The sequence below is a fragment of the Micromonospora inositola genome (genome assembly GCF_900090285.1).
Taxonomy (GTDB): Bacteria; Actinomycetota; Actinomycetes; order Mycobacteriales; family Micromonosporaceae; genus Micromonospora; species Micromonospora inositola.
This window is the reverse complement of record NZ_LT607754.1, coordinates 3,128,389-3,148,256: the sequence shown is the minus strand read 5'-3', so window position 1 is coordinate 3,148,256 and position 19,868 is coordinate 3,128,389. Positions and strand designations below refer to the sequence as shown.

Annotated in this window: 23 protein-coding genes and 2 pseudogenes; 11 read left to right on the top strand and 14 right to left on the bottom strand. The window is 73.3% G+C overall.

Translation table 11 applies throughout. The features are described from left to right. Nucleotides 1–137: 137 nt before the first annotated feature. From GA0070613_RS15095 to GA0070613_RS15070, 5 genes are all read right to left on the bottom strand, one after another. Nucleotides 138–578 carry a PPOX class F420-dependent oxidoreductase gene (locus GA0070613_RS15095; RefSeq protein WP_089012892.1) on the bottom strand — a complete coding sequence of 147 codons (441 nt, stop codon included), beginning with the start codon at nucleotides 576–578 and terminating at the stop codon, nucleotides 138–140. A gap of 242 nt (nucleotides 579–820) precedes the next feature. Beyond that, nucleotides 821–1,846: an aspartate-semialdehyde dehydrogenase gene (locus GA0070613_RS15090; RefSeq protein ID WP_089012891.1), complete on the bottom strand. Its 1,026-nt coding sequence runs from the start codon at nucleotides 1,844–1,846 to the stop codon at nucleotides 821–823. A 324-nt stretch (nucleotides 1,847–2,170) separates the two neighbouring features. Continuing rightward, nucleotides 2,171–3,517: a M16 family metallopeptidase gene (locus tag GA0070613_RS15085; RefSeq protein WP_089012890.1), complete on the bottom strand. Its 1,347-nt coding sequence runs from the start codon at nucleotides 3,515–3,517 to the stop codon at nucleotides 2,171–2,173. Next, nucleotides 3,514–4,806, bottom strand: a complete 1,293-nt coding sequence (locus GA0070613_RS15080) for a M16 family metallopeptidase (RefSeq protein ID WP_089012889.1) — start codon at nucleotides 4,804–4,806, stop codon at nucleotides 3,514–3,516. The genes GA0070613_RS15085 and GA0070613_RS15080 overlap by 4 nt, the downstream gene beginning before the upstream one ends. A gap of 250 nt (nucleotides 4,807–5,056) precedes the next feature. Further along, entirely contained in the window at nucleotides 5,057–5,269 is a 213-nt protein-coding gene (locus tag GA0070613_RS15070; RefSeq protein ID WP_172875825.1) for a hypothetical protein, read from the bottom strand. A 259-nt stretch (nucleotides 5,270–5,528) separates the two neighbouring features. Here GA0070613_RS15070 and GA0070613_RS15065 point away from each other — a divergent pair, with 259 nt between their 5' ends. From GA0070613_RS15065 to GA0070613_RS15055, 3 genes are all read left to right on the top strand, one after another. Next, nucleotides 5,529–6,614 (top strand): 3-deoxy-7-phosphoheptulonate synthase, encoded by a 1,086-nt coding sequence (locus GA0070613_RS15065; RefSeq protein WP_089012887.1) that lies wholly within the window; start codon nucleotides 5,529–5,531, stop codon nucleotides 6,612–6,614. A 291-nt stretch (nucleotides 6,615–6,905) separates the two neighbouring features. After that, a complete protein-coding gene (locus tag GA0070613_RS15060; protein WP_089012886.1) occupies nucleotides 6,906–7,130 on the top strand; it encodes a hypothetical protein in 225 nt (74 codons plus the stop codon). A gap of 76 nt (nucleotides 7,131–7,206) precedes the next feature. After that, entirely contained in the window at nucleotides 7,207–7,416 is a 210-nt protein-coding gene (locus GA0070613_RS15055; protein WP_089012885.1) for a hypothetical protein, read from the top strand. Between the two features lie 72 nt (nucleotides 7,417–7,488). Here the strand turns inward: GA0070613_RS15055 and GA0070613_RS15050 are convergent. The 3 genes and pseudogenes from GA0070613_RS15050 to GA0070613_RS15040 form a co-directional block, all read right to left on the bottom strand. Next, nucleotides 7,489–8,013 (bottom strand): annotated as a pseudogene (locus tag GA0070613_RS15050) (DUF1360 domain-containing protein); the annotation flags it as partial. A 30-nt stretch (nucleotides 8,014–8,043) separates the two neighbouring features. Beyond that, nucleotides 8,044–8,373 (bottom strand): hypothetical protein, encoded by a 330-nt coding sequence (locus GA0070613_RS15045; protein ID WP_089012884.1) that lies wholly within the window; start codon nucleotides 8,371–8,373, stop codon nucleotides 8,044–8,046. Beyond that, nucleotides 8,373–8,687 (bottom strand): DUF6158 family protein, encoded by a 315-nt coding sequence (locus GA0070613_RS15040; RefSeq protein WP_089012883.1) that lies wholly within the window; start codon nucleotides 8,685–8,687, stop codon nucleotides 8,373–8,375. The genes GA0070613_RS15045 and GA0070613_RS15040 overlap by 1 nt, the downstream gene beginning before the upstream one ends. A 121-nt stretch (nucleotides 8,688–8,808) precedes the next feature. Here GA0070613_RS15040 and GA0070613_RS15035 point away from each other — a divergent pair, with 121 nt between their 5' ends. Together GA0070613_RS15035 and GA0070613_RS15030 are read left to right on the top strand one after the other, a co-directional pair. After that, the gene (locus tag GA0070613_RS15035) at nucleotides 8,809–9,225 is read left to right on the top strand and encodes a hypothetical protein (protein ID WP_197699079.1); all 417 of its coding nucleotides are present in this window, start codon (nucleotides 8,809–8,811) and stop codon (nucleotides 9,223–9,225) included. 25 nt (nucleotides 9,226–9,250) lie between these two features. Further along, on the top strand, nucleotides 9,251–9,577 hold the full coding sequence (locus GA0070613_RS15030) for a DUF3817 domain-containing protein (RefSeq protein ID WP_089012881.1): 327 nt from the start codon (nucleotides 9,251–9,253) through the stop codon (nucleotides 9,575–9,577). Between the two features lie 53 nt (nucleotides 9,578–9,630). Here the strand turns inward: GA0070613_RS15030 and GA0070613_RS15025 are convergent, their stop codons facing one another. Then, complete coding sequence (locus GA0070613_RS15025; protein WP_231929779.1) at nucleotides 9,631–10,113, bottom strand: DUF6232 family protein; 483 nt, start codon at nucleotides 10,111–10,113, stop codon at nucleotides 9,631–9,633. A 555-nt stretch (nucleotides 10,114–10,668) separates the two neighbouring features. Between GA0070613_RS15025 and GA0070613_RS15020 the strand changes: the two genes are divergently transcribed. Next, nucleotides 10,669–11,637, top strand: coding sequence for a C40 family peptidase (locus GA0070613_RS15020; RefSeq protein WP_089012879.1), 969 nt, complete (start codon nucleotides 10,669–10,671; stop codon nucleotides 11,635–11,637). 70 nt (nucleotides 11,638–11,707) lie between these two features. On the opposite strand, the gene GA0070613_RS15015 is transcribed toward GA0070613_RS15020, so the two are convergent. From GA0070613_RS15015 to GA0070613_RS15005, 3 genes are all read right to left on the bottom strand, one after another. After that, nucleotides 11,708–12,697: a sigma-70 family RNA polymerase sigma factor gene (locus GA0070613_RS15015; protein ID WP_172875824.1), complete on the bottom strand. Its 990-nt coding sequence runs from the start codon at nucleotides 12,695–12,697 to the stop codon at nucleotides 11,708–11,710. Nucleotides 12,698–13,156: 459 nt separating this feature from the next. Continuing rightward, nucleotides 13,157–14,104, bottom strand: a complete 948-nt coding sequence (gene murQ / locus GA0070613_RS15010) for an N-acetylmuramic acid 6-phosphate etherase (protein ID WP_089012877.1) — start codon at nucleotides 14,102–14,104, stop codon at nucleotides 13,157–13,159. Next, nucleotides 14,101–15,015, bottom strand: coding sequence for a MurR/RpiR family transcriptional regulator (locus tag GA0070613_RS15005; RefSeq protein WP_089012876.1), 915 nt, complete (start codon nucleotides 15,013–15,015; stop codon nucleotides 14,101–14,103). Before GA0070613_RS15005 ends, murQ begins: the two co-directional genes overlap by 4 nt. 359 nt (nucleotides 15,016–15,374) lie before the next feature. On the opposite strand from GA0070613_RS15005, the gene GA0070613_RS15000 reads away from it, so the two are divergent. Then, nucleotides 15,375–16,064, top strand: coding sequence for an SDR family NAD(P)-dependent oxidoreductase (locus GA0070613_RS15000; protein WP_089012875.1), 690 nt, complete (start codon nucleotides 15,375–15,377; stop codon nucleotides 16,062–16,064). Between the two features lie 4 nt (nucleotides 16,065–16,068). Here the strand turns inward: GA0070613_RS15000 and GA0070613_RS14995 are convergent, their stop codons facing one another. Further along, nucleotides 16,069–16,773, bottom strand: a complete 705-nt coding sequence (locus GA0070613_RS14995) for a dTMP kinase (RefSeq protein WP_089012874.1) — start codon at nucleotides 16,771–16,773, stop codon at nucleotides 16,069–16,071. 153 nt (nucleotides 16,774–16,926) lie between these two features. Between GA0070613_RS14995 and GA0070613_RS14990 the strand changes: the two genes are divergently transcribed. From GA0070613_RS14990 to GA0070613_RS32765, 4 genes and pseudogenes are all read left to right on the top strand, one after another. Then, nucleotides 16,927–17,508 carry a nucleotidyltransferase gene (locus tag GA0070613_RS14990; protein WP_089012873.1) on the top strand — a complete coding sequence of 194 codons (582 nt, stop codon included), beginning with the start codon at nucleotides 16,927–16,929 and terminating at the stop codon, nucleotides 17,506–17,508. Continuing rightward, nucleotides 17,505–17,771 (top strand): hypothetical protein, encoded by a 267-nt coding sequence (locus GA0070613_RS14985; RefSeq protein WP_089012872.1) that lies wholly within the window; start codon nucleotides 17,505–17,507, stop codon nucleotides 17,769–17,771. The genes GA0070613_RS14990 and GA0070613_RS14985 overlap by 4 nt, the downstream gene beginning before the upstream one ends. Nucleotides 17,772–17,784: 13 nt before the next feature. Then, nucleotides 17,785–18,559, top strand: a pseudogene (locus GA0070613_RS14980) (metallophosphoesterase family protein). Continuing rightward, nucleotides 18,550–18,693, top strand: a complete 144-nt coding sequence (locus GA0070613_RS32765; protein ID WP_165440126.1) for a GPGG-motif small membrane protein — start codon at nucleotides 18,550–18,552, stop codon at nucleotides 18,691–18,693. Before GA0070613_RS14980 ends, GA0070613_RS32765 begins: the two are co-directional and overlap by 10 nt. Nucleotides 18,694–18,870: 177 nt before the next feature. Here the strand turns inward: GA0070613_RS32765 and GA0070613_RS14975 are convergent, their stop codons facing one another. Further along, nucleotides 18,871–19,644, bottom strand: a complete 774-nt coding sequence (locus GA0070613_RS14975) for a M23 family metallopeptidase (RefSeq protein ID WP_089012870.1) — start codon at nucleotides 19,642–19,644, stop codon at nucleotides 18,871–18,873. Between the last annotated feature and the right edge of the window lie 224 nt (nucleotides 19,645–19,868).

Genomic DNA, 19,868 nt, shown 5'->3' with positions numbered 1-19,868 from the left:
CGTCCCGCCCCTGCGGGTCAGCGTCCATCGGCTCCCCCGTCCCCGCCGCCGGCCACGGGGGGGCCGGGGCGGTGCGCAGGAGCCCGCGTACCCGTCAACGGCGCGGTTGTGCGGCCAGGGGGACACCGGCCCGGCGGTCAGCCGCGTGGGGGCATCCCGTAGACGCGCTCGACGTGCAGCCGCAGCACGAGGCGCCGCTCGGCGACCATGGCCCGCCGGAAGTCGTCCCAGTCCGGGTGCTCGCCCTGCACTGCCCGGTAGAGCCCGATCAGTTCCTCCACGGTCGCGTCGTCCGGTCGCTCGGCCACCGGGGTCAGCTCCGCCCGCGCCTCCGCCACCGCGTACGCCCAGCCGTCGTCACTGCTGACGTGGAAACTGGCCCGGGGGTCGCGGCGCACGTTGGCGGTCTTGGCCCGGTCGTCGGTGACCGAGACGCGGATCAGCCCCCGCTCCCGGTCGAAGGAGTAGACCACGTTGGACAGTTGGGGCCGGCCGTCCCGCTTGATGGTGGCCAGCACGCCCAGCCACCGGCCGGCGATCAGGTCGGTCAGGGCCCGCTCGGTCTTCTCGTCCGCCATGGCGTCCTCCGCCTCGAGTCGTCGTTGCCGACTCCATCTCAGCGCACCATCCGGTCCACCGCGACGCTGACACGTCGGCGCGTCGCCGCACGCCCGCCACCGCACGCCCGCTGTCGCACACCGCCGGCGCACGGCCGGTCGGTCCGTCGCCGCACGTCGCCGTGAACCCTCCCAGGCGCCTTGACGCGCCCGCCGAAGCACCCGGCCGGCGCACGAGCGGGTGAGGCAGGCGGCGGCCTGGGTCAGCGGCGCTCGGCGGCGACCAGCTCGGCGAGCTGCACGGCGTTGAGCGCGGCGCCCTTGCGCAGGTTGTCGTTCGAGCAGAACAGCGCGAGGCCGTGCTCCACGGTCTCGTCGGCCCGGATCCGCCCGACGTACGTCGGGTCCTGGCCGGCGGCCTGCAACGGGGTGGGTACGTCCGACAGCGCCACGCCGGGGGCGCCGTCGAGCAGCTCGTGGGCGCGGGCCGGGGTGATCGGGCGGGCGAAGCGCGCGTTGATCTGGAGCGAGTGGCCGGTGAAGACGGGCACCCGGACGCAGGTGCCGGAGACCTTCAGGCCGGGGATCTCCAGGATCTTCCGGCTCTCGTTGCGGAGCTTCTGCTCCTCGTCGGTCTCGAACGAGCCGTCGTCGACGATCGAGCCGGCGAGCGGCAGCACGTTGAAGGCGATCGGCCGGGCGAAGGAGCGCGGCGGCGGGAACTCCACGGCGGCGCCGTCGAAGGCCAGCGCGCTGGCGTGCTCGGCGACCTTGCGGACCTGCTCGTCCAGCTCGGCGACGCCGGCCAGCCCGGCGCCGGAGACCGCCTGGTAGGTCGAGACGACGACGCTGACCAGCTCCGCCTCCCGGTGCAGCGGGCGCAGTACCGGCATCGCGGCCATGGTGGTGCAGTTCGGGTTCGCGAGGATGCCCTTCGGCCGGTTCGCGGCGGCGTGCGGGTTGACCTCGGCGACCACCAGCGGCACCTCCGGGTCCATCCGGAAGGCCGAGGAGTTGTCGATGACCACCGCGCCGGCCGCGGCGGCCCGGGGAGCCAGCTCCTTCGCGGTGCCCTTGCCCGCGGAGAAGAGCACGATGTCCAGGCCGCGGTAGTCCGCGGTGGCCGCGTCCTCGACGGTGACCTCGCCGTCCCGCCAGGGCAGGGTGCGCCCGGCCGACCGCGCCGAGGCGAACAACCGCACCTGCTCCGCCGGGAACTCGCGCTCCGCCAGCACCTGCCGCATCACGCCACCGACCTGGCCGGTGGCCCCCACAATGCCGATCCTCATGCCCGCGAGGCTACCCAGCCCGGCGATCCCACCGGGAACGCTTTCCCAGGGCCCGGACCCCACCGGGCGGGAGGGCCGAGGCCGGGGCCGGACGGCCGGGCCGCAACGACGCCGTCGAACGACCCGCCGGACCGGAAGATCGCGGGTGCCGACGCCGCCCGGCCGCAGCATTGTCGAGCAGGCGCCACCGGCCCCGATCCGTCACCCGGCCACCACAGGCGAGCGACGTCACACGCGCCACCCGCCCGGCCGACGCCGACGGGCCCGGCCGCGGCTCGTCGGTCGAGGCCGCCCCGGACGGCCGGGATCACCGCCGGTTCCGGCTCACGGCGCGTGGTCGACCACCTCGCCGAGGCCGGTGGCGACGAGTTCGTCCCGGATGACCGCCGAGTCCCCCTCGACGACCAGGGTGAGCGCGTGCGGATGCAGGTGCGCCGCGGCCGCCGCGGACACCTGGTCGACGTCGGCGGCGAGCAGCGACTCGCGCAGCCGGGCGTGGTAGTCGTCCGGCAGGTCGTGCACCACCAGCGTGGTCAGCGCGGCGGCGATCGCCCGGGGGCTCTGCAGCTCCACCGAGAGCTGCCCGGCCCGCCAGGAGCGGGCCACCGTCAGCTCGTCCTCGGTCACCCCGGTCAGCTGGGTGCGGGTGATCTCGCCGACCGCCTCGACCAGCGCCGGCGCGGTCACCGCGGTCTGCACGCCCGAGCTGACCGCGAACCGGCCGAACCGGCGGGACGAGGCGAAGTCGCCCCGGATGCCGTACGTGTAGCCGCGCACCTCGCGGATCAGGTGGTTGAGCCGGGAGGTGAACGCCCCGCCGAGCACCGTCCCGGCGAGCGTCATCGGCACGTGGTCGGGATGGGCGCGGTGCGGGGACGGGTGACCGAGGCGCAGCGTGGACTGCACCGACCCGGGCCGGTCCACCAGGATGATCCGCCGGCGGTCGTGCAGCGGCACCTCGATCGGGCCGCCCTTCTCCACCGGCCCGCCGCCGGCGCCGGCGAACGCCGCCCCGGCGAGCGCGTCCAGGTCGATCCGCTCCAGGTCACCGGCGACGATCAGGGTCCCGGGGCGGATGAACCACTCGGAGTGGAAGACCGTCACGTCGTCCACGTCGAGCCCGGCCACCGTCTCCGGGTCGCCGTACATCGGCCGGCCCCACCGGTTGTCGGCGCCGAACAGGTCGGCGCGCAGCGCCGCGTCCGCCCGCGGGCCCGGATTGGCCCAGTCCATCCGCAGCGCGGTCGCCTCGTCGTCGCGGACCCGCCGCACGTCGGCCGGGTCGAGCCGCGGCGTCCGGACGGCCTCGGCGAGCAGTTCCACGGCGGCGCTCAGCCGCTCCACCGGCACCTGCACGCTCACCTGGAAGGAGTCCCAGTCCAGGCCGGTCACCAGCTCGGTGCCGAGCGCCTCGATCGCCAACGCGTACGCCGTGGCGTCCCGCTGCGCGGTCCCCTCCTCCAGGGCCTTGGCGAGCACCCCGCCGACGCCGTCCTTACCGACCGACTCCCGCCCGGCGCCCGCGTCGAGCAGCAGCAGCGCGACGGCGAGATTCTGCCCGGGCAGGTGCGCGGCGACGATCTGCCCGCCGGCGACGGTCCGGCGGACCACCTGGGGGAACCGGTACGGACGGGCGGCGCCCGGACCGGGACGTTCGGCGATCAGCGTCATGAGGTCTCCTCGGGCAGGTAGGTCAGGGTCACCCGGTTGGCGGCGTCGAGCAGCTCGGCGGCCTGTTCGGCGATCTGCTCGGCGGTGACCGCGAGCCAGGCCGGCAGCCGCTCGCCGGCCCGCGCCGGGTCACCGAACTGGGTGGCGTACCGGCCGAGGGTGTCGGCGCGGCCGTCCACGGTGGACATCTGCCGCCACCACATGGTGCTCAGCAGCGACTTGGCCCGATCCAGCTCGGCCGCGGTCACCGGCACGGTGGCCAGCTCGTCGACCACCTCGGCCAGCCCGGCGGCGAGCCGCTCGGCCGTCACCCCGGGGCGGGCGGTGGCGGTGGCGATCAGCGGGGCGGGCCCGTGCGCCAGGTCCACCCCGTACGCGCCGACCAGGTCCGGCTGGGCGATCCGCTCGCCGTCGGCGAGGCGCTGGTAGAGCCGGCTGCCCCGGCCGCTGCCCAGCACGGTGGCGAGCACGGTGGTCACGTCGTACCCGGGGGTGCCGAACGGGTGGGTGCGGTGCGCGACGTAGACGCGCGGCGCGGGGACGTCGGCGGTGACCGTCTCCGTCGCCGGGCGCCCGGTCGCCGGCACGGTACGGCCGTCCGGCGCGGCCGGGATGTCCTCGCGCACCGGGATCGCGCCGAAGTACTTGTCGGCCAGCGCGAAGACCTCGGCGGCCTCGGCGTCCCCCACCACGGTGAGCACCGCGTTGTTCGGCGCGTAGTACGTGGTGTGGAAGGCCTGGAAGGTGGCCAGGGCGGCGGCGTTCAGGTCGGCCATCGAGCCGATCGTGGCGTGGTGGTACGGGTGGCCGGGCGGGTAGAGCAGCGGAAGCAGCCGCAGCCACGCGTCGCCGTACGGGACGTTCTCGTAGCGCTGGCGCCGCTCGTTCTTGACCACCTCGCGCTGGTTGTCCAGCGTCTCCTGGGTCAGCGCCGGCACCAGGCCGCCCATCCGGTCGGCCTCCAGCCAGAGCGCCAGCTCCAGGTGCTCGGCCGGGACCGTCTCGAAGTAGTTGGTCCGGTCCGGGTTGGTGGTGGCGTTGAGCGAGCCACCGGCGCCCTGGATGAACTTCATGTGCTCGGTCTTCGCCACGTTCGCCGAGCCCTCGAACATCAGGTGCTCGAAGAGGTGGGCGAAGCCCGTCTGCCCCTCCGGCTCGTGCCGCGAACCCACGTCGTACCAGAGGTTCACGGCGACCGCCGGCGCGGTGCGGTCCTCGCTCACCACGACGCGCAGGCCGTTGTCCAGTCGGGTCGTCTCGATGGGCCAGGGGTAACCGCTGTCGGGCATGGCACGACGCTATCCGATCTCGCGGGCGGAAAGGTGACGAGCGGGGCGCATCGACGGTCCGCGCCGGGGTGCTCGCGGGGCATGCCCACCCTCGCGCCGTCCGCCGCCGCACGCGCTGCCGCCGCCCTGGCCCGCTGGCGGCACGCCCGGCTGCTGCATCCCGCCGGCCGCACCTTCGCCGCCGAGGTCCGATCGCCCGGCTGCGCGACCGGACCTACCGGGGTTCCCGCCGGGCCCGCGGCGCGTCGGCTCAGTCCGGCGGCTCGCTCGGGGTCACCGTCTGATCCGACGTACGGTGCTCCAGGGTCGTGTCCTGGGCGACGTTCCGGTCCTCCCGGATGTCCGATTCGGTGAGGATGGCGTCGGCCTGGGCCTCCGGGTCGTCGCTGCCCACCGCCGCCTCGTCGGGCAGCAGGTGGGCCCGGGACTCGACCCGGGCCTGGTCGTTCTGCTCGTGGCTCATGCCGACCCACTTACCCCGCATACCGCTCTGCGGAACGGAGTGAGCCTTCCCCGTCCCGTCGGGTAGGCTGGCGGACGTGACGCGGTCGTATCGATGGTTTAGGCAGCCGGCTGGAGGAGCCGGTGACTTCACCATGATCTGACGTCACTCCTCTTCGAGCCGGCCGGGCAGGGATCGCTTCCCTGCCCTTTTGCGTACGAGCAGCCGGCTCGACCTCGGGCGCCGGCCCCGGGGCACGGTCGGCGGAAGGAACCCCACCGTGACCACCCCGGACGCCCATCGGGTCGTCGACCAGCGGATCGACCGTGTCGTGCCGCTGGCCACCCCGGCCCTGCTCCACCATCACCTGCCGCTGGACGCGACGCTCGCCGAGGCCGTGCTGGCCGGCCGGCGCGCCGTCGGCCGGGTGCTGGACCGCGCCGACGACCGCCTGCTGGTCGTGGTCGGCCCGTGCTCGGTGCACGACCCGGCCGCCGCCCTGGAGTACGCGGTCCGGCTGCGCGAGGTGGCCGACCGGCTCGCCGACGACCTGCTGGTGGTGATGCGGGTCTACTTCGAGAAGCCGCGCTCGACGGTGGGCTGGAAGGGACTGATCAACGACCCCGGGCTGGACGGCTCCGGCGACGTCAACACCGGCCTGCGGACCGCCCGCGCGCTCCTGCTCGACGTGCTGCGCCTCGGCCTGCCGGTGGGCTGCGAGTTCCTCGACCCGATCACCCCGCAGTACATCGCCGACACCGTCGCCTGGGGCGCGATCGGCGCCCGGACGGTCGAGAGCCAGGTGCACCGGCAGCTCGCCTCCGGCCTGTCCATGCCGATCGGCATGAAGAACCGTCCCGACGGCAGCATCTCGACCGCGGTGGACGCGATCCGGGCGGCCGGCGTGCCGCACGTCTTCCCCGGCATCGACGTCGGAGGCACCCCGGCGATCATGCACACCCGGGGCAACGCCGACGGCCACCTGGTGCTGCGCGGCGGGGGCGGCCGCCCGAACTACGACGCCGAGTCGGTGGCCGGGGCACTGGACCTGCTCCGCGCGGCCGGGCTGCCGGAGCGGGTGGTGGTCGACGCCAGCCACGCCAACAGCGGCAAGGACCACCGCAACCAGCCGAAGGTGGCGGCGGACGTGGCCGCCCAGCTCGCCGCCGGCCAGCGCGGCATCGTCGGCATCATGCTGGAAAGCTTCCTCCAGCCCGGCCGCCAGGACCTCGACCCCACCCGCGAGTTGGAGTACGGCAAGTCCGTCACCGACGCCTGCCTCGGCTGGGACACCACCGCCGAGGTCCTGACGGACCTGGCCGCCGCCGTCCGCACCCGCCGCGCAACCCTCCCCACCCCCGCCTGACCCAGGCGCGGTGGGGGTGGGTGTGACAGCGCCGCCCCGGCCGGGAGGCCGGGGCGGCGCTGGGTGTCGGTGTGCAGGTCGCCTCTCGGCGAGTGGCGCGACGCGGCTCCAGCCGAACGGTATTCCGCGAAGGCAATTTAGGTGAGGCCCGGGGACACTGGACACACCGACGCTCTGCACAACGACCGGACCGGCCCCGGTGTTCCGGGCCGGGCCGTGTCGGCCGTCACCGCGCCCCTTGGGCCGCGACCCGGAACGTTTGACCGATTCGGGCCCGGGTAGCTGATCGGCGTGACCGACGACGCACCCGTGCCGGACCGGCCGGACACCCGGCAGGTGGACGAACTGCTCGACGACATCTACCACGGCCAGGAGCGGATCACTCAGGCGGACATCTACCGCCGCGCGGTCGCCGCGGAACTCCCGGCGGAGCTGCTCTCCCGGATCGCCGCCCTGCCCCAGGGCGAGTACGCGGTGGACGAGGCGGCCGACCTGCTCGGCGGCACCGTGGCGTGAGGACCGGCCAGCGACGGACCGGTACGGCGGCGGACCGTGCCAGGCCGAGGACCCGGACGACGGAGAGGACTGTGCGATGACCGACCGCGACGCGGGGCACGAGCACATCGAGGCGCTCGGCCAGCCGCCGAAGGGACCGGATCCGGACGCGAATCCCGACTTCTCCCGGGAGCACCAGGAGACCGCGGTGGATGACGAGATCATCACCGGCGAGGACGAGGAGGAGCGCGAGCCGGAGGCGTCGCGCGGTTGGGCCGGCGAGGACCACGGGACGACCCCCACCTGATCCGACGAGCGAAAGGGGCCGGCGACGACGCCGGCCCCTTCGTCGTACCCGGGTCAAGTTCTCGTCGTGGTGACCGCCCTCGGCAGCCTGCTGGGCCACCGCGTAGCCCATCTGGAGGAAGTCCGAGGCGCACACGGCCGTCAGCGCGGTCGCGACCAGTCGGGTCAGCCGGGGGGCCAACACCAGCCCGCCGGTGAGCCCGCTGGCCACCCACACCGCCAGGCAGAACGGGCAGCTCAGCAGCTCGCCGATGGCGTGCCGGGTGGAGCTGCCCTGGTCACGGACCTGCTCCATCACCTCACCGCTGCCGATCGGGTGGTCGTAGCGGGTGAACGGAGCCCGCAGTGGGCTGGTGACCGCCTCCTTGGAGAGCAGCCGGCTGAGCTTGTGGGTGGCGATCGAGAGCAGGACCACGTCGGCGGGGGCCGGGCGCTCCGGCACCGGGCGCCCGGTCGCCCGGACCACGCCGGCCAGGGCCGTGGTGACGGTGGCGTAGGTGCCCATCGCCACCAGGTACCCGCCCAGCGGCCGGTGCTCGTGCGGCGCGTACGCCTGGCGCAGCCGCGCCACCTTCTGTTTCAGGCCACTGGTGGTCACCCGGTCTCCTCGGTTCGTCACTGGGCCGGCTCAGCCAGCGGTCAGGTTGTCGGCCACCTCGCGCGCGAGGTTGGTCAGGGTCTCGTCGGCCAGCCCGTCGGTATCCCCGCCGGCCAGGTCGAGCCGGACCCGGGCGCCGCCGGCGTCGACCGCGTCCACCTGGATCTCGGCCCACCAGCCGGGCGCGGAGTCGCTGCCCCACCGAACCCGCATCTGGTCGACGCTGACCACCTCCGGCCGCCGGTCGCCGTCCTGCCGGAGCGGCTCGGGCAGCCAGGCCGCGGCGCGGTCCGGGTCGATGGCCGTGTTGAAGACCACCTCGGGCGGCGCCGACATGCCCCGTTCGGCGTGCTCCGCCATCAGACCTCCCGCAGCCGGCTCGGGTCGACCTCGCGGCCCGGGTGCCGGGCGAGGTACTCGGTCTCCAGCTCCGCCGTGCGGCGCAGGTGGTTGGCGAGCGCGGAGTCGGCCGCGTGCCGCAGGGTGTCCAGCCGGGTCCGGTGCAGGCTCTGCATCTCCCGGATCAGGTCCTCGTCGCCCAGCTCGGAGGGGTCCACCCCGAGCAGCTCGCCGTCGACGTCCGCCGTCGCGGCGTCCCGCACGTGGTCGCCGTCCCACTCCGGCATCCGCTGCTCCGGGCTGGCGTCACCGGTCCGGCGTACTGATTCGGTCATCGTCGCCCCTTCGTCTCGTTCGGGCTGGCGTCTAGACGGATGCCCACCCCGGGTGCCACCAAACCCTGCGGACTACGACACCGCGTCGGAGATGGCGGGTGGCCCCGGTACGCTCGAGGGCATGAAGCGGCTCTGGACACCGGCGTGGATCGCCCGCCACGTGGCCATGGTCGTGCTGGTCGTGGGCTTTCTCGGCCTCGGTTGGTGGCAGGTCACCCGGGCCGCCTCCGGCAACACGCTCAGCTTCGGGTACGCGATCGAGTGGCCGGTCTTCGCCGGCTTCGTGGTCTTCGTCTGGTGGCGTGAGGTGCGGCACACGCTGCGCGGCACGCGTACCGACCGGCCGACCCCGGCGCCCCCGGCGACCGCCGGCTCCGAGCCGGCCGCGGCCACCCCGGGGGTACGCCGGCCGGTGCGGGTCAGCCGGGTGCCGGTGCCCGCCGACGGGGCCCCGGACGGCGACCTCGCCGAGTACAACCGCTACCTGTCATGGTTGAACGCCAACCCGGGCGCGAAGCCCGGTGACTATCCCGGCTGAGGCCGGTTCGGAAGGACGGACGACGGTGGGCGGAGCCCTTACCCGGTACCGCGTGATCGCCTGGATCGTGGGCGTGGCGCTGGTGGTGCTGGTCCTGGTCGGCATGCCGCTGAAGTACGGCTTCGACAACCCGACCGTGGTGGCGGTGGTCGGCACCGCGCACGGCTGGCTTTACATGCTCTACCTGGCCGCCACGTTCGACCTGTCCCGCCGGGTCGACTGGCCGCTGAAGCGGATGCTGCTGGTGATGCTCGCCGGCACGGTGCCGTTCGTGTCGTTCTACGCGGAGCGCCGGGTCAGCCGCTGGCTGACCGCCGAGCGACCCCGGACGCCGGAGCCGGTCGCCGGCTGACCGCCGGGCCCGCGGTCGGCGGCCGGCCCGGCGGTCAGCGGTTCGGCGGGGCGTCAGCGGTTCGGCCGCCACGGGTCGGCGGCGGCAAGCGGCTCCCCCCACCCGCCGTGGCGGGCGCCCTCGCGGGCCCGCTGCAGCGCCCGGGTCACCTGGCCGAACTGCCGCTCGTCGTCGCTGCTGAAGAGGAGCACCTCGGTGCCGCGGTGCCGGCCCCACAGCTCGTACGCGGGCGGCCGCCAGCGGTCGCCGAGCAGCACCAGAGCCAGGGGCAGCAGGCCGACCGTCCCCAACGTGAGGTACGCCCCGGCGGTGAGCCGCTGCAGCCCGCCGGTGAAGCCGAGCAGCACCCCGACGCCGCCGATCATGGCCGCGGTGACGATGACGGCGCGGACGGCGAGCCGGTCGTGTGGGCCGCGGCTGGTCCGGAGCTGGGTCAGTTCGGTGACCGGCCAGCTGTTCCGGCCGACGGTGAAGCGCTCGCCGGTGACGACGATGCCGGGTCGCGCGTAGAGCAGGGTCGGGCTCGCGCCGGTCACCTTCGGCGAGCGTGGCGGTTGGGGCGAGCGGGGCGGTTGGGTGGCGGAGCCATCGGTCTGCACGGCGTCCTCCCAGGGCTGGCGCGCCGGGCTGTCTGCGCCGCCGGTGATCTGCGCCGATGCCGTCCGGCGGGATTCCCGGCTCCGCGCTTCATTGTGTTGCGGCCGCGCCACCCGGACCCGGTGTTTTCGGCGGCCGCGGCGGCCAACACATGCCGACAAACAAAATCTATTTCGGTCTTTGTCAGGATTTTGCGGAACCCAGTCTGACGACATCCGCCGAGAACGACGAATCACCCGAACCGCCCGGAGCGCGCGGACCCGGACGGGACGGCGACCGCCAGCCGGTGAAGTGATCACGCAGCGTAATCCGCCCCACCGGCACTTCCTGCCACTTTGCCAACATTCGCCCCTGCTTCAACTGCGGGTGACTCCCGTCCCGGGTTAGGTTGTCCGGGCCGGACCGGTCGACCGCCATCCACCCGGATGGCCCCGGGCCGGTGTCGCCCGGGTGGAAAGCTGGCCCGGCGACCGTGGGAGAGGAGCCTTCCGCTCTTGTCGTCCTTACGGATCCTGCTGCGCTCGCTGGCGGTCGCCGGCCTATCGGCCGCGCTCATCGCCCCGGCGTCGGTGGCTCGGGCCGAGCCCACCCCCGCCGAGCTGACGAAGCAGATCGAGAAGTCCTCGACTGAGCTGGAGCGAATCGTCGAGTCCTACAACAAGCTCAACGAGGAGATCAAGGCCAACAAGGCCACCGCGGCCACGTTGCAGGCCAAGATCGGCCCGATGCAGGCGCAGACCGAGCGGAGCCGCGCGGACGTCGGCCAGATCGCTGTCACCGCGTACAAGACCGGTGGACTGCGGACCGTCGAGGCCATGCTGGAGGAGGGCGGTCCCAGCACCCTGACCGACCGGCTGGGCACCCTCGGCCAGTTGACCCGGCAGCGTCAGGCGACCATCGCCGGCTTCACCGCCAACCAGCGCAAGCTGATCGACGAGAAGACCCGGCTGGACGCCACGCTGGCCCGCGAGGCCGCCCAGGCGAGGCAGCTCGCCGCCGGCAAGAAGAAGATCCAGGCCGACCTGAGCCGCCTCTACGAGCTGCGCCGACAGGCGTACGGCCGGGCCACCGAGGCACCGGCCAGGGCCAGCTCCGCCGGCAGCGCCCCGGCAATCTCCGGCTCGGCCGGGGTGGCGGTCCGGTACGCGTACGGCGCGATCGGCAAGCCGTACGTCTGGGGTGCCGACGGCCCCGACGGGTACGACTGCTCGGGCCTGACGTTGGCTGCCTGGCGGGCGGCCGGCAAGTCGCTGCCGCACAACGCGGCGATGCAGTGGGACGCCACGTCGCGCGTCAGCCGCGGCTCATTGCAACCGGGTGACCTGGTCTTCTACTCCGGCCTGGGGCACGTCGCGTTCTACGTGGGCGGTGGTCAGGTGATCGACGCGCCCAGCGCGGGCCGCAACGTCAGCAAGCGGGGCATGGACATGATGTCCATCGCCGGCTACGGCCGGGTGCGCTGACCCTGACAACGCGAACGGCCGGCGTCCCCCTGTCGGACGCCGGCCGTTCGCGTTGTCAATTGCTACCCGCTCAGGCCGCCTGCAGCCCCTCGGCCCGGGCCAGCTCGCGGAGCCGGCCGAGGGCCTGGATCTCCAGCTGGCGGATCCGCTCCCGGGAGAGCGAGAAGCGCGACGCCACCTCGGTCAGCGAGTGCTCCCGGCCGTCCTCCAGGCCGTAGCGGGCCCGCATGATGCCGGCCGAGCGGTCGTCGAGGTGGTTGAGCAGACCCTCGATCCGCTGCCGCTCCAGCCCGGTGAGGACGATGTCCTCCGGCGACGGGGCGTCGCTGTCGGCGACCAGGTCGCCGAGGCTGGTGTCCCCGTCGTCGCCCACCGGGGTGTCCAGCGAGACGGTGTCCTGCGACCAGCGGACCAGCTCGTTGACCCGCTCGACGGTGACCCCGAGGGCCGCCGCGATCTGCTCCGGCTCCGGGTCGCCGCCCAGCTCACGGGTGAGCTGACGGGCCACGTTGCGCATCCGGTTGACGTCCTCCACCAGGTGCACGGGCAGCCGCACCGTGCGCTCCTGCTGGGCGATCGCCCGGCTGATCGCCTGGCGGATCCACCAGGTGGCGTAGGTGGAGAACTTGTAGCCCCGCTCGTAGTCGAACTTCTCGACCGCCCGGACCAGACCGGTGTTGCCCTCCTGGATCAGGTCCAGCATGGGCATCCCGGACCGCACGTAGCGTCGGGCGATCGACACGACCAGTCGCAGGTTCGCGCGGATGAAGAGGTCCTTCGCCCGCTCACCCTCGACGACCAGCCGCTCCAGGTCCTCCCGGTCGACGCCGGCCGGTACGCGGTCCTCCCCGAGCAGGTGCTCGGCGTAGAGGCCGGCCTCGATCGCCTTCGAGAGGTCGACCTCCCTGGCGGCGTCCAGCAGCGGCGTACGGGAGATCTCGTGCAGGTAGACGCCGACCAGGTCGCGCTCCTCGGCAACCTCGTCGGTTCGCATGCCGATTTTCTTGTCCACGGTGCCCACGGTCCCCTCGCTCGCGCCGGTTGCCCGGTTCCTTGCCATCCCCACGTCCATCAGCCCTCCCCCGCAACTTCCGCTGTGCCCACCCGGTGCTGACACCTACACAACAGATGAGACGTGTCGGGGATTCCATGTCGTGAGTCGAAAGTGTCACGAATGCCTGAGTAGTAGCTGAGAGCCCGGTCCATGTTTGCTGTCAGGACCCCGGGCGGCCGGCTCGCCCGCCGCTTCGGGAACAAAGCGACGGATCAGCGGAATCGTCGTGCGTCCACGGAATCGCACCATTGCGAATTCCATGAACACAGCGACCCGCGTCACCGCCTCAGTGCGATCCTGGTCACTGCCAGATACGCGTGGGTGGACCGGTCGGTTCAACCACGGGTGAGGATTACCCCACCCCTCAGTGAACAATCCGCAGCGCGAAAGACGTCCCGCGCGCGGCGTGACGCGCGTCGCAGCGGGGCGGGGGCGGTGCGTCAGGTGACGGGCGGGCGCCTGCGGTCAGGAGGCGAGCAGGTCCAGCGCGTCGCGCACGTGGTCGGCGGAGCGGGCCAGGGCGGCCCGGGCGGCGGAGACCTCGGCGCCGGAGACGAGGGAGACGAGGGCGGTCTTCAGGTCGCCGTCGGCCTCGTGCAGCGCCCGCCGACAGACCTCCTCGGCGCAGCCGGTGGCCTCCATCAGGATCGAGATCATCCGGCCGCGCAGCTTCGCGTTGGTGGCCACCATGTCGATCATCAGGTTGGAGTAGACCCGACCGAGTCGCACCATCACGGCGGTGGAGAACGTGTTGAGCACCAACTTCTGCGCGGTGCCCGCCTTCATCCGGGTCGACCCGGTGACGACCTCCGGTCCGGTGTCCACGCCGATGAACACGTCCACCGACGAGGCAGCCTCGGCCTCCGGATTGGCGCAGAGCAGCACGGTCGCGGCCCCCTGGGCCCGGGACGTGGCAAGCGCCCCGAGGACGTACGGGGTGCGCCCGCTGGCGGCCAGTCCGACCACCAGGTCGCCGGGGCGTACGCACTCGGCGGCCTCGGCCGCGCCGGCCCGGTCGTCGTCCTCGGCGTCCTCGACGGCGCGCCACATCGCCTCGGGGCCGCCGGCCAGGTGGGAGCAGAACCAGTGCCGCGGCGAGTTGAAGGTGGGGGCCAGCTCGGCCGCGTCCAGGACGCCCAGCCGTCCCGAGGTGCCGGCGCCGAAGTAGTGCACCCGGTGCCCGCCCCGCAGCGCCGAGACCGCCAGGTCGACGGTCTCCGCGATCTCGTCGAGGACGCCGGCCACCGCGGCCGGGACCCGCCGGTCCGCGTCGTTGATGACGGTGAGCACGTCCCGCGTCGACATCAGGTCGAGATCGACGCTGTGCGGGTTGCGTCGCTCGGTCGGCGCGCCGACGCGCACCACCGGCCGGACCGCGGACAACTCGTCGCGCTCCACCCGCCCGGCCGTCATCCGCGCCTCCGCGTCGAGCCCACCCGGTGCGACTGGACCGCCTCGGCGGTCACCTCCAGGGCCTTCTTCGCCTTGGCCCGGTTGCGCGCGGCCACCCCGACGAAGAGGCAGTCGACCACGGTGAGCTGGGCCAGCCGGCTGGCCATCGCGCCCGATCGGTAGGTGGTCTCCCGGGCGGCGGTGGTGAGCACGAAGTCGGCCACCTCGGTGATCGGCGACCGGGGGAAGTTGGTCAGGGCCACCGTGCTGGCGCCCCGCGCCCGCGCCTGCTCCAGCACCTCGATCACGTCGGAGGTGGTGCCGGTGTGCGAGATGCCGACCGCGACGTCGCCCCGGCCGAGCAGGGCGGCCGAGGTGAGCGCGGTGTGCACGTCCGGGAAGTAGAAGGCGGTCCGGCCGATGCGGTGCAGCTTCTGCTGGAAGTCGGAGGCGACGAAGCCGCTGGCGCCGGCACCGTACACGTCGATCCGGCCGGCTCCGCCGATCGCCTCGACGACCTGCTCGCAGACGGCCGGATCGAGCTGCTCGGCGGTCTCCTCGACGGCCCGCGCGTCGTTGAACGCGATCGTCGCGATGATCTGCGCGAGGTCGGCGCCGGGCGGGATGTCGCCGCCGACCACCCGGGCGTCCGGCGGCTCGATCCGGCGAGCCGCCTCGGCGGCGAGCCGGATCCGCAGCTGCGGGTAGCCGTCCATGCCCACCGACCGGCAGAACCGGATGACGGTCGCCTCGGAGGTCTCGGCGGTCGTGGCGAGGTCGGTGATGGTGCGCCGGGCGGCGGCCGCCGGATCGGCGACGACCAGCCGGGCGACCCGCTGTTCGGCCGGGGACAGCGACGGGAGCAGGCCACTGATGTGGACGATCAGTCCACCTGGCTCGTGACTCGCAGAAATCTTCGGACTCTTCGCCACGGATGAAACTTACTTTCATGAGGCGTGACCGTCAACCATCACCGCGCGTATCCGGAAAAGTACCGCCTTCCGCGTACGGGCCGCGCGGCAAGGGTGCCATTCCCCCAGCCCCGCCGCCTCATCCGGTCCGGCCGACTCCGCCGTGCCGGCCGACGCACCGATCGGCCGTCGTCCACGTCCGCCCGGCCGGACGGCCAGCCCGGCCCGCCGGTCGGCGGGCCGCCACGGCGACCCGGCCCAGGTCACGACGCGGCGGCCTGCCGAGGTCACGACGCGGCGGCCCACCGGCCGGCGCGCGCGGGCGGGTCGGCACCCGCCCCGGGCCTCGGCGCGGCGTGGCCGGCAACTAGCGTGTGGCCATGGCGGAGCGCAGTGTGCTGGTCACCGGAGGCACGGGCGGGCTGGGCGGGGCGGTCACCGCCGCCTTCCTTCGGGCCGGCTGGCGGGTGGTCGTACCGGGGCGGGAGGGCGCGGCGACGGACCCGGCGGGGTCCGGGCCGGTCCGGCTCACCGCGGACCTGCTCGAACCCGCCGGGGCCGCCCGGGCCGTCGAGTTGGCCACGGCCGACCCGGCCGCGCCGCTGCGCGCGGTGGTCAATCTCGTCGGCGGGTACGCCAGCGGCGGACTGGTGCACGAGACCCCGGTCGAGGAGTTCGACCGGATGCTCCGGATCAACCTGCGCCCGACGTACCTGGTCACCCAGGCGGCGCTGCCGCACCTCGTCGCGGCCGGCGGCGGCGCGGTGGTCTGCGTCTCGGCCCGGGCGGCGGTGGCGCCGTTCCCCGGCGCCGCGGGCTACGCCACCGCCAAGGCCGCCGTGCTCGCCTTCGCCAACGCGGTGGCGGTGGAGTACCGGCCGCGCGGGGTCCGGTGCAACACGGTGCTGCCCAGCGTGATCGACACACCGGCGAACCGCGCCGCCCAGCCGGACGCCGACCACCGGCGCTGGGTCTCCCCCGCGGAGATCGCCGCGGTGATCCGCTTCCTGGCCTCCGACGAGTCGGCGTCGACCAGCGGCGCCAGCATCCCGGTCTACGGCCGGGCCTGAGCCGTCACCGGGCCGGCCGGCTCCGCACCGCCGCCGGGCCGGCGGGCGGTGCCGGGCCGGTGCCGGGCGACGGATTCGCCGGCAGCCACTCGGTGAGGTGGGCCCGGATCTGGCGGGAGACCTCGTCCGGGGAACCGCCCGCGTCGACCACCACGAAGCTCGGGTACTCGGGCAACGTCCGGTACGCGGTGGCGGCGGCGGTCAGCCAGCGCATGTTCTCGTGGTCGGTGCCGCGCCGCTCGATCCGCCGGTACGCCTCGGCCGGGTCCACGGTCAGCAGGAAGGTCACGCGCGGGGCCGGGAAGAGCCGGTAGCCGGCCCGGGTCAGCCGTTCCCACCGCTGCCCGCCGTGCGCCCGGATGCTGGCGTACTGGCAGGCGGAATAGCGGTCCATCACCGCGGTCCGGCCGGTGACCAGGCAGCTCAGCAGGGCGAGGGCGATGGCGAGCCAGCGGAGGGCGGACTCGACCGCGAGCATTCCGTTCCGCCCGACGAGCCGCTGGGCGTCCGGGCGCCCGAGCCGGTGGGCGAGCCGGCCGAGCCACCGCCGGCCGCCGGCGTTGCGATGGTAGGTGGCCGGGTGACCGGCCGCGCTGAGCGCCTCGGCGAGCCGGTGGGCCTGGGTGGTCTTGCCCGATCCATCGATGCCGATCAGTGCGACGGTGTGCAGTCGGGCCCCGCCGCGCCGCGCCCGCAGTGATCTGGCCACCTTCCCGAGACTATCCGACCCGCGCTCGCCGCCCCGGCGATTTGTCCCTTCCCGTGCCCGTCGACGCCAACCGTGTCACGGCCAGGTGTGGCCGATCGGATTGCCGGGTACGCAACTTCATTCCCACCGCCATGACGACGACGGGAGACCCAGATGGCCGAGCGCGGGGACGAGACCCTGGTCCACACGCTGAAGAAGGTCGCCGCCGTGCTCAAGCAGTCCGAGATCCCGTTCGCCCTCGGGGGCAGCTTCGCCGTGTACGCCCACGGCGGCCACTCCAGCGACCACGACGTCGACTTCCTGCTCCGCGAGCAGGACGTGGACCTGGCCCTGGAGGCCCTGGTCGCGGCCGGCTTCACCGCCGAGCGCCCGCCCGAGGACTGGCTGGTCAAGGTCTACGACGAGGGGCGGATGGTGGACCTGATCCACCGGCCGATCGAGACCCCGGTGACCGAGGAGACGTTCGCCGACACGATCGTGCGGCCGGTCGACGCGATCCACATGCCGGTGCTCTCCGCCAGCCAGCTCATGGTGCACAAGCTGCTCAGCTTCTCGCAGCACTACTGCGACTTCGCCCGGGCCCTGCCGCTCGCCCGTTCACTGCGGGAACAGATCGACTGGGAACGGGTACGGAAGGACACGCAGCACTCGCCGTACGCGGAGGCGTTCCTGGTGCTGCTCGACCGGCTGGACGTACTGCCCAGTGGTACACCCGGAGGAAGGGAGACACCGTGACCGAGGAGCACGGCGCGCCGCCCGACGAGTACGTCGAGGCGGAGATCCACCGGCTGCTGGCCGAGGATCCGGCCGTCGCCGAGCAGGGGATCACCGTGGTCCGCCGCGAGCGGGGCCTGGTCCTCTACGGCGAGGTGGAGAGCCCGCACCGGCGCGAGGAGATCCTGCGCCGGGTGGCCGAGCGGTTCCCCGACGTCCCGATCACCAGCGACATCGGGGTGATCCGGGCGCAGGCGCCCACCCAGGTCGAGGAGCTGCCGTGAGGGAGGTTGGGCCGTGATCCGGATCGCCGCCGTCGGCGACGTGCACCTGGACGAGGACGTGGTCGGCCGGTTCCGGCCGGCCCTGGAGGAACTCCCCGACTGCGCCGACGTGCTGCTGCTCGCCGGGGACCTGACGCGGCACGGCACCGAGTCCGAGGCGCGCTGCGTGGCGCAGGAGTTCGGCGGACTGGGCGTGCCGGTGATCACCGTGCTCGGCAACCACGACCACCAGTGCGACCAGGTGCCGCAGGTGGTCAAGGTGCTGGAGGACGCCGGCATCACCGTGCTGGAGGGGACCGGAACGGTGCTGGAATGCGCCGGCGGGCGGCTCGGCGTCGCCGGGGTGAAGGGCTTCGGTGGGGGCTTCGCCGGCCGGTGCGCCAGCGACTTCGGCGAGCCGGAGATGAAGGCGTTCGTCCGGACCACCAACGAGAGCGCGGACGCGCTCGCCGAGGCGCTGGACGCACTGGAGTGCGACCTGCTGGTCGCGCTCACCCACTACTCCCCGGTGCCGGACACCCTCGCGGGTGAACCGTTGGAGATCTACCCGTTCCTCGGGTCGTACCAGCTGGGTCAGGCGATCGACTCGGCGCAGACCGCGCTGGCCCTGCACGGGCACGCGCACGCCGGCACCGAGCGGGGCACCACCCCGGGCGGGGTACGGGTCCGCAACGTCGCCCACCCCGTGATCAAACAGGCGTACAGCATCTTCCACCTGGGAGATCATCTGGTCGGATGACCAGGTTTCCGACATCGAACGGCCGGGTATTCAGCCGCCATGGAGCTGATTCTCTGGATTATCGCAGTCGTACTCGTGGTCGCCGGCATCCTTGCGCTGTTCCGCCGGCAGATCCTGTGGGGCATCGTCCTCATCGTGGTCGGTCTTCTGGTCGGCCCGGGTGGCGTCAGCATCTTCAGTTAGACGCCGGTTCCGCATCACCCCTGACCCGCCGGGGTCGTCGGGTCCGGAGCTCCGTCCTCCCAGACAGGAGCGTCCGGGCACGACGACCCCGGCGTCGTGCGTTCCGCCCGGTCACTGGCGACTCGACCGATGAGCCGGACGGGGCCGCGGTCGGCCCGGGCCCGGCGGCGCCCGCGGTCAGCAGCGGGGGACGTTCGGTATGTAGCCGTCGTGGCCGGTGTACACATACGCGTCGGCGATGAAGCGGCCGGTGCCGATCCGGTCCCAGATCGAACTGGTGCCGTACGTGCCGGTGACCGTGGTGCCGGAGGTCTGGCAGTAGATCGTCACCGTGGCGCCGTCGGCGACCGAGCCGACCGCGCTGTAGCCGGTGCCCGGCCCGGAGCGGACGGTCAGGCCCGCGCCGGCGGTGTTCACCGTGCCGGATCCGGTGCCCGAGGAGCAGTTGTTGTCGCTGGTGTAGGTCCTGGTCCCCCAGTAGAGCGCGAGCGCGCCGTTGAACCGGGCCTGGATGTCGTTGCCGTTGACCCGCTGCTCGTAGTGCAGGTGCGGGCCGGTGGAGCCGCCGGTGCTGCCCACCCAGCCGATCACCTTGCCATAGCCGACGGTCTGGCCGACGGAGACGTTGAAGCCGTTGAGGTGGGCGTAGTAGGTGGTGTATCCGCCGCCGTGGTCGATCCGGAGGTACTTGCCGTAGCTGGTGCCGCCGAGGTCGGTCACCCGGTCGACCGTGCCCGGGGCGCTGGCCACCACCGGGTCGCCCAGGTCGTCCGTGCGGTTGAAGTCGATCGCGTAGGCCGGGCTGTGGTCGGAGCGGGTCTGCCCGGACCACGACTGGCCGCACGGGAAGGGCACCTTGAAGGTCGGCGCGGCCATCGCCGGGGCCGCGGGTACCAGGGTCATCGCCACCAGCAGGCTGGCCGCGGCGAGGCTGAACCACCGTCTGCGCATCCAGCACCTCCTATGTTGAGATCCTTCGATTCCGCGCGTTCAGCGTGACAGAAAGTTCCATCGACGGGAAGGGGGTGCGTAGCCGCGGGGAGCGCGGCGCATGGGAGCGCACCCATGGCCGGTGAGCGGGTTTCTGGATTGTTACCGGGCCGTGTCCGGCAGGGGGTGGACTCGGGATCATGCAAGCGCTTACATGTGGGGACGACCATCGGACCGGCGCGGGT